Raw genomic sequence first — 5,676 nt, 5'->3', positions numbered from 1 at the left:
ACCGGCCAGCCACACGGCGTGATCCACTCCGAGCTGCGCCGCACCTGCGGCGGCCCCGTCCTCGCCCAGGCGAGCGCGGACGACGTCCGCAAGCGCATCGACAAGATCCGCGACTGGGCCGCCCGCCGCCGGCACTGACCCGCACCCGCACTCGGGTGCGGTTGCGGGTCAGGGGAGGACGGCGGCCTCGATCAGGGAGGCGAGGTCGGCGGCGGGGGCGGTGACGGGGAGGACGAGGACGTGCTCGTCCGGGGCCGGGCGCTCCAGGACGCGGAACTGGCCGTCGAGCATGGCCGGTTTGAAGAAGTGGTCGCCGCGCCGGGCGATCCGTTCGGCGATGAGCGTCCGGTCGCCGTCGAGGAAGACCGGGAGCACCTCGGGGCGGCCCCCGGTCAGCACCGCGCGGTAGGCGCGGCGCAGCGCCGAGCAGGTCACGACGGCCGGACGGCCGTCCGCGCGGTGCTCGTCGATCCAGGCCGCGATGGTCTCCAGCCAGGGCGTCCGGTCGGCGTCGGTGAGCGGGACGCCCGCGCTCATCTTGGCGATGTTGGCGGCCGGGTGGAACTGGTCGGCGTCGGCGAAGTCCCGCCCGAGCCGGTCGCCGAGCAGCCGCCCGACGGTGGTCTTGCCACTGCCCGCCACGCCCATGACCAGCACGATGGGGGCCGCGGGCAGGGGGCGTGCCCAGGCGGCTCGTGCTTCGTCGGCGGTCACGGGCGAAGGACGGGGTCTCCGCTGAGGGCCACGCCCGCCGACCGCATCTCGGCCAGGGCGCGGTCGGTGGTGTCCTTGGCGACGCCGGCGGTGAGGCCGAGCAGGACGCGGGTCCGCAGGCCCTCCCGGACGGCGTCCAGCGCGGTCGCCCGGACGCAGTGGTCGGTGGCGATGCCCACCACGTCCACCTCGTCCACGCCGCGCTCGCGCAGCCAGTCGCCGAGCGCGACCGAGTCGTCGTTGAGGCCCTCGAAGCCGCTGTAGGCGGCGGCCTCGCGGCCCTTGCTGAACACCGTCTCGATCGGCCCGAGCGCGAGCGCCTCGTGGAAGTCCGCGCCGGCCGTGCCGATCACGCCGTGCGGCGGCCAGGTGTTCACGAAGTCCGGTTCGGGGGAGAAGTGGTCGCCCGGGTCCAGGTGGAAGTCGCGGGTGGCGACGATGTGCGCGTACTCGCCGCGGTGCGCGGCGACGTGCGCGGAGATCGCCGCCGCGACGTCCGCGCCGCCGCCGACGGGTAGCGAGCCGCCCTCGCAGAAGTCGTTCTGCACATCGATGATGAGCAGGGCCTTGGTCATGTTCGCTCCTCGCTGTCCGTCCTCTTCGGGGTGTTGCCTACCCAGTCAGCGGCGCGGTCCGCCCTCGACGAACTCGGTCGGGAGGGCGGGTTCGCCGCGGGAGAGTTGGAGCGCGGTCGCGGGGAGCTCGGCGAGGGCGGCGGCGTGCCGGTCGCGGGCAGCCGACAGCGGCTCGCGGCCGACGATCTCGCCCTTGGCGACCAGGGGCACCTGGAGCAGCCGGTCGCCGCCGCCGGGCTGCGGCTCGCCGGTCGTGACGATCTCCGCGCAGGCGACGCCGTGGCCGTCCAGGCGGCGCATCGCGGACTTGCGGCCGCCGCGGCTCGGCTTGCCCGTGGACCGCTTGGCGACCGGGCGCATCGGGGCGTCCGCGCCGGGTCCGTCGGCGCGCGCGACGAGCTTGTAGACCAGCGACGCGGTCGGCGCGCCGGAGCCGGTGACCAGGGACGTCCCGACGCCGTAGCCGTCCACGGGGGCGGCGGCGAGCGCGGCGATGCCGTACTCGTCCAGGTCGCCGGTGACCATGATCCGGGTGCCGGTCGCGCCCAGCGCGTCGAGCTGCTCGCGGACGCGCCGGGCGACCACGCCGAGGTCGCCGCTGTCGATGCGGACCGCGCCGAGCGACGGCCCGGCCAGCTCCACCGCGGTCCGGACGGCGCGCTCCACGTCGTAGGTGTCCACCAGCAGCGTGGTGCCCTCGCCGAGGGCGTCGAGCTGGGCCTGGAACGCGTGCCGCTCGCCGTCGTGCAGCAACGTGAAGGCGTGCGCGGCGGTCCCGGCCGTGGGCACCCCGTAGCGGCGGCCGGCCTCCAGGTTGGACGTGGTGGTGAAGCCGGTGATGTACGCGGCGCGCGCGGCGGCGACGGCGGCGTGCTCGTGCGTCCGCCGCGACCCCATCTCGATCATCGGACGGCCCCCGGCGGCCACCGCCATCCGGGACCCGGCGGACGCGACCGCGCAGTCGTGGTTGAGGATCGACAGGATCACGGTCTCCAGCAGCACCGCCTCCGCGAACGTCCCCTCCACGGTCAGGATCGGGGAGTCCGGGAAGTAGCACTCGCCCTCGGCGTAGCCGTGGATGTCGCCGCTGAACCGGAACCCGGCCAGCCACTCGGCGGTCGGCTCGTCCACCACGTCCCGGTCCCGGAGGAACGCGATGGCGCCGGCGTCGAAGTGGAACGCCTCCACCGCCTCCAGCAGCCGGCCGGTGCCGGCGACCACGCCGTAGCGGCGCCCGGCGGGGAGGTGGCGGGCGAACACCTCGAACACCGCCCGGCGCTCGGCCGTGCCCGACCGGAGCGCGGCGGTGAGCATGGTCAGCTCGTACTGGTCGGTGAGCAACGCGGTCGTGCCGGACGTACCGGTCGTGCCGAAACCTGCATGGTCCACAGCGCAAACCCTACTGAGCGGCGCGAACGCCGCGTCCGCCGGAGCGGCCCGAGGGGCCGCCGCACGCCGCCCGGAACCGCCCGGAACCGCCCGCACGCAGGGGGACGAAGGTGGCGGAAGCGGCGCAAGCGGCGGTGGGGGCGGGCGGGCGTCCCGGGGCGTGGTCCCCGGACGCAGGTCGCACGAACTAGCATTCGTGGAGAGGGGCGGCCATCTGGACCGGGGGAGAGGAAGACGGCGAGCCATGAGCAGTGCACCCGCACCGGTCGAACTCGACCGGCCGGACATCGCCGAGGACGTGGCGTCGGACCGGCCGTGGCTGGCGATCGTCTGGAATGACCCGATCAACCTCATGTCGTACGTGACGTACGTGTTCCAGGCCGTCTTCGGCTATCCGAAGTCCAAGGCCGAGAAACTGATGATGGACGTCCACCACAAGGGCCGGGCGGTGGTCGCGAGCGGCACCCGCGAGGAGATGGAGCGGGACGTGGAGGTCCTGCACTCCTACGGCCTGTGGGCGACCGTGAAACGGGACGACTGATGAAGGTGCGCAAGGGGCGGGAGGGCGCCGTCCGGATCCGGTTCGAACCGGAGGAGGCCGCGCTCGTCCGCACGCTGATGGAGCAGCTGCTCGACCTGCTCGGCGAGCCGCCCGGCGCGGACGACGAGCTGGCCGCCGTGGGGATCACCGACCGGGCCTCGGTGCCCGACGACCCGGTCCTCGCCCGGCTGTTCCCGGACGCCTACCGCGACGACGGCGAGGCCGCCGGAGAGTTCCGCCGCTACACCGAGATGGGACTACGGGACGGCAAGCGCGAGGCGGCCGGGATCGTCCTCGCGGGCCTCGCCGACGCGTTCGGCGGGACGCCGCCCGGCGGCCGGTCCGAGCGGTCCGGCGGCCGTTCCGAGCGGTCCGGGCGGTCCGGCGAGGTGGAGCTGAGCACCGAGCACGCGCAGGCGTGGCTGCGGTCGCTGAACGACGTGCGGCTCGCGCTCGGCACGCGGCTCGACATCTCCGAGGAGTGGTACGAGGAGGCCGAGCGGCTCGACCCGTCCGACCCGCGGATGCCGATGTACGCCGCCTACGACTGGCTCACGATGCTCCAGGAAAGCCTCGTCCGGGCCCTCTGGTAGGGCTATTTTGGCGGGGTAGGGCGAGCTCGGCGGCGGGCGGCCCCGTGCCGGAGCGCCCCTTCCCGGAGCGCGCCGCCGCCCCCAGTCCCGGGAGGCCGTGACATGTCCACGCTCGGAGACGACGGCCTGCCGCTGCCGGAGACCGATCCGGACGCCGAGGCCGTGGCGGTCGGCGAGATGCGGTTCGGCGACCACCTGGCGCTGGCCTTCAGCGGCGACGAGGAGCGCTACGCGGTGCTCGCCGCCTACGTCCGGGACGGCCTGCGCCGCGACCACAAGATCATCTATTTGGCCGACCAGGAGGACGCGGACGCCGTCCTGGACCGGCTCGCCGCCGCCCCCGCCTTCGCCGCGCTCGGCGTGGACCCGCGCGCCGCCGCCGCCGACGGGTCGCTGTCGGCGCGTCCGGTGATCGAGGCGTTCATGGCGTCCGGGCGGTTCGACCCCGACGCCACCGTGGACCTGATCGGCGCGGAGATCGACCTCGCGCTCGTGCAGGGGTTCCGGGGCGTCCGGATCACCGGCGAGACGTCGTTCTCGCTGCGCGGCTGGCCCGGCACCGAGCGGTTCCGCGAGTTCGAGCACAAGTGCCAGGGCGCGTTCCGGGCGCCCGGGTCCCGCGCGATGGCGATCTGCCAGTACGACCGCCGCTGGTTCGGCGACCAGCAGCTGCGGCAGCTGCTGGCCTGCCACGGCGGCCTGGTCCGGGTGGACGACCTGCACGACGACGGCGTCCTGCGCGTGACGCCGACCTTCACCCCGCCCGGCCTGGCGCTGTCCGGCGCGGTGGACGAGTCCACGCTGCCCGCCCTGCGCGACGCCCTGGCCGTCGCGGCCCGCCGTGACGGCCACCTCTGCCTCGACCTGTCGGACCTGGCGTTCTGCGACACCGAGGGGCTGCGCGCCATCCTGGAGACCCGGAGCGCGGGCGACGGACTGGACCGGCAGGTCGTCCTCCGCTCCGTCCCGGCCTACCTGGCGCTGATGCTGCGCATCGCCGGGTGGGACCGCCTTCCCGGCGTGTTCGTGGAGGAGGCGCCGGCATGACCGGCGGCCCGTCCCGTCCGGTCCCCGCCCGGTACGGCGACCCCGCCTCCCGGCCGGTGCCCGGTGCGGGTCAACGCGCCGTCCGCTCCGGTGCCGGAGAGGACGCCGGCCGGCGTCCGTCCCGCGACCGCCTGCGGCACCGCGCGTTCTTCTACTCCTCCGACGCCGAGTTCCGCGACGCCGCCACCGCCTACCTGGCCGAGGGCGCGGCGGCCGGGGACGTCCTGGTCGTGATCCTCCCCGGGCCCCGCCGCCGTCTCCTCGCCGGCGGCGCCCTCGGCGGGGCGGAGATCGAGTTCCTGGACGCGGCGGACTGGTACGGCGGTCCGACCAGGACCCTCGCCGCCTTCCACGAGCGCGGGCGCACCGACTGGTGGCGCCGCGGCCGCCTGCGGGTGCTCGCCGAACCGCCGTGGGACGGCCGGAGCCCGCTGGAGCTCGTCGAATGGCAGCGGCACGAGGCCCTGCTGAACGTCGTCTTCGACGCCACCTCGACCATCCTGACCTGCGCGTACGACATCCGAAGCGTCCCCGGCGAGGTGCTGTCCGACGCCGCCCGCACCCATCCCGTCTTCGCGGACGCGGCGGGCGAGTGGGGCAACCCGTCCTACGCCGACCCGGCCGACTTCTACGCCGAGTGCAACCGGAGCCCGCTCGGCCCGCCGCCCCTGGCGGCCGCGCACCGCGGTTTCACCACCGGCCAGCTCCCCGACGTCCGCGACTTCCTGTCCGGCCAGGCCGAGCGGTTCGGCCTCCCGCAGGCCCGGCGCCTGCCGTTCCTGCTGGCCGCCAACGAGGTCGCGACCGCCGTCATCCG

Annotated in this window: 7 protein-coding genes; 4 read left to right on the top strand and 3 right to left on the bottom strand. The window is 75.0% G+C overall.

Features of this window, described 5'->3' with window-relative positions; genetic code table 11:
- Positions 1 to 168: 168 nt before the first annotated feature.
- The 3 genes from AB0J52_RS24420 to AB0J52_RS24410 are packed head-to-tail and all read right to left on the bottom strand — an operon-like array spanning position 169 to position 2,678.
- A complete protein-coding gene (locus tag AB0J52_RS24420; protein WP_500184434.1) occupies positions 169 to 714 on the bottom strand; it encodes a gluconokinase in 546 nt (181 codons plus the stop codon).
- On the bottom strand, positions 711 to 1,289 hold the full coding sequence (locus AB0J52_RS24415; RefSeq protein WP_500184433.1) for an isochorismatase family protein: 579 nt from the start codon (positions 1,287 to 1,289) through the stop codon (positions 711 to 713). Before AB0J52_RS24415 ends, AB0J52_RS24420 begins: the two co-directional genes overlap by 4 nt.
- Positions 1,290 to 1,334: 45 nt before the next feature.
- On the bottom strand, positions 1,335 to 2,678 hold the full coding sequence (locus tag AB0J52_RS24410; protein WP_500184432.1) for a nicotinate phosphoribosyltransferase: 1,344 nt from the start codon (positions 2,676 to 2,678) through the stop codon (positions 1,335 to 1,337).
- A 244-nt stretch (positions 2,679 to 2,922) separates the two neighbouring features.
- Between AB0J52_RS24410 and clpS the strand changes: the two genes are divergently transcribed.
- From clpS to AB0J52_RS24390, 4 genes are all read left to right on the top strand, one after another.
- Positions 2,923 to 3,219 carry an ATP-dependent Clp protease adapter ClpS gene (clpS, locus tag AB0J52_RS24405; protein ID WP_500184429.1) on the top strand — a complete coding sequence of 99 codons (297 nt, stop codon included), beginning with the start codon at positions 2,923 to 2,925 and terminating at the stop codon, positions 3,217 to 3,219.
- On the top strand, positions 3,219 to 3,812 hold the full coding sequence (locus AB0J52_RS24400) for a DUF2017 domain-containing protein (RefSeq protein WP_500184428.1): 594 nt from the start codon (positions 3,219 to 3,221) through the stop codon (positions 3,810 to 3,812). The genes clpS and AB0J52_RS24400 overlap by 1 nt, the downstream gene beginning before the upstream one ends.
- A 102-nt stretch (positions 3,813 to 3,914) precedes the next feature.
- Positions 3,915 to 4,859, top strand: a complete 945-nt coding sequence (locus AB0J52_RS24395) for an MEDS domain-containing protein (protein ID WP_500184426.1) — start codon at positions 3,915 to 3,917, stop codon at positions 4,857 to 4,859.
- Positions 4,856 to 5,676: MEDS domain-containing protein (locus AB0J52_RS24390; RefSeq protein ID WP_500184425.1), on the top strand; the 821-nt coding region annotated here is incomplete at its 3' end. The genes AB0J52_RS24395 and AB0J52_RS24390, both read left to right, overlap by 4 nt.

It is taken from the genome of Spirillospora sp. NPDC049652 (assembly GCF_040675125.1).
Classification (GTDB): domain Bacteria; phylum Actinomycetota; class Actinomycetes; order Streptosporangiales; family Streptosporangiaceae; genus Spirillospora.
Note: the sequence above shows the minus strand (reverse complement) of the source record. Positions and strands in the feature narration are given on the sequence as shown.

Excerpts from the sequence above, each read along its gene's own strand:
- AB0J52_RS24400 (WP_500184428.1), top strand. The coding sequence starts at position 3,219 with ATGAAGGTGCGCAAGGGGCGGGAGGGCGCCGTCCGGATCCGGTTCGAA.
- AB0J52_RS24415 (WP_500184433.1), bottom strand. The coding sequence starts at position 1,289 with ATGACCAAGGCCCTGCTCATCATCGATGTGCAGAACGACTTCTGCGAG.
- AB0J52_RS24395 (WP_500184426.1), top strand. The coding sequence starts at position 3,915 with ATGTCCACGCTCGGAGACGACGGCCTGCCGCTGCCGGAGACCGATCCG.
- clpS (WP_500184429.1), top strand. The coding sequence starts at position 2,923 with ATGAGCAGTGCACCCGCACCGGTCGAACTCGACCGGCCGGACATCGCC.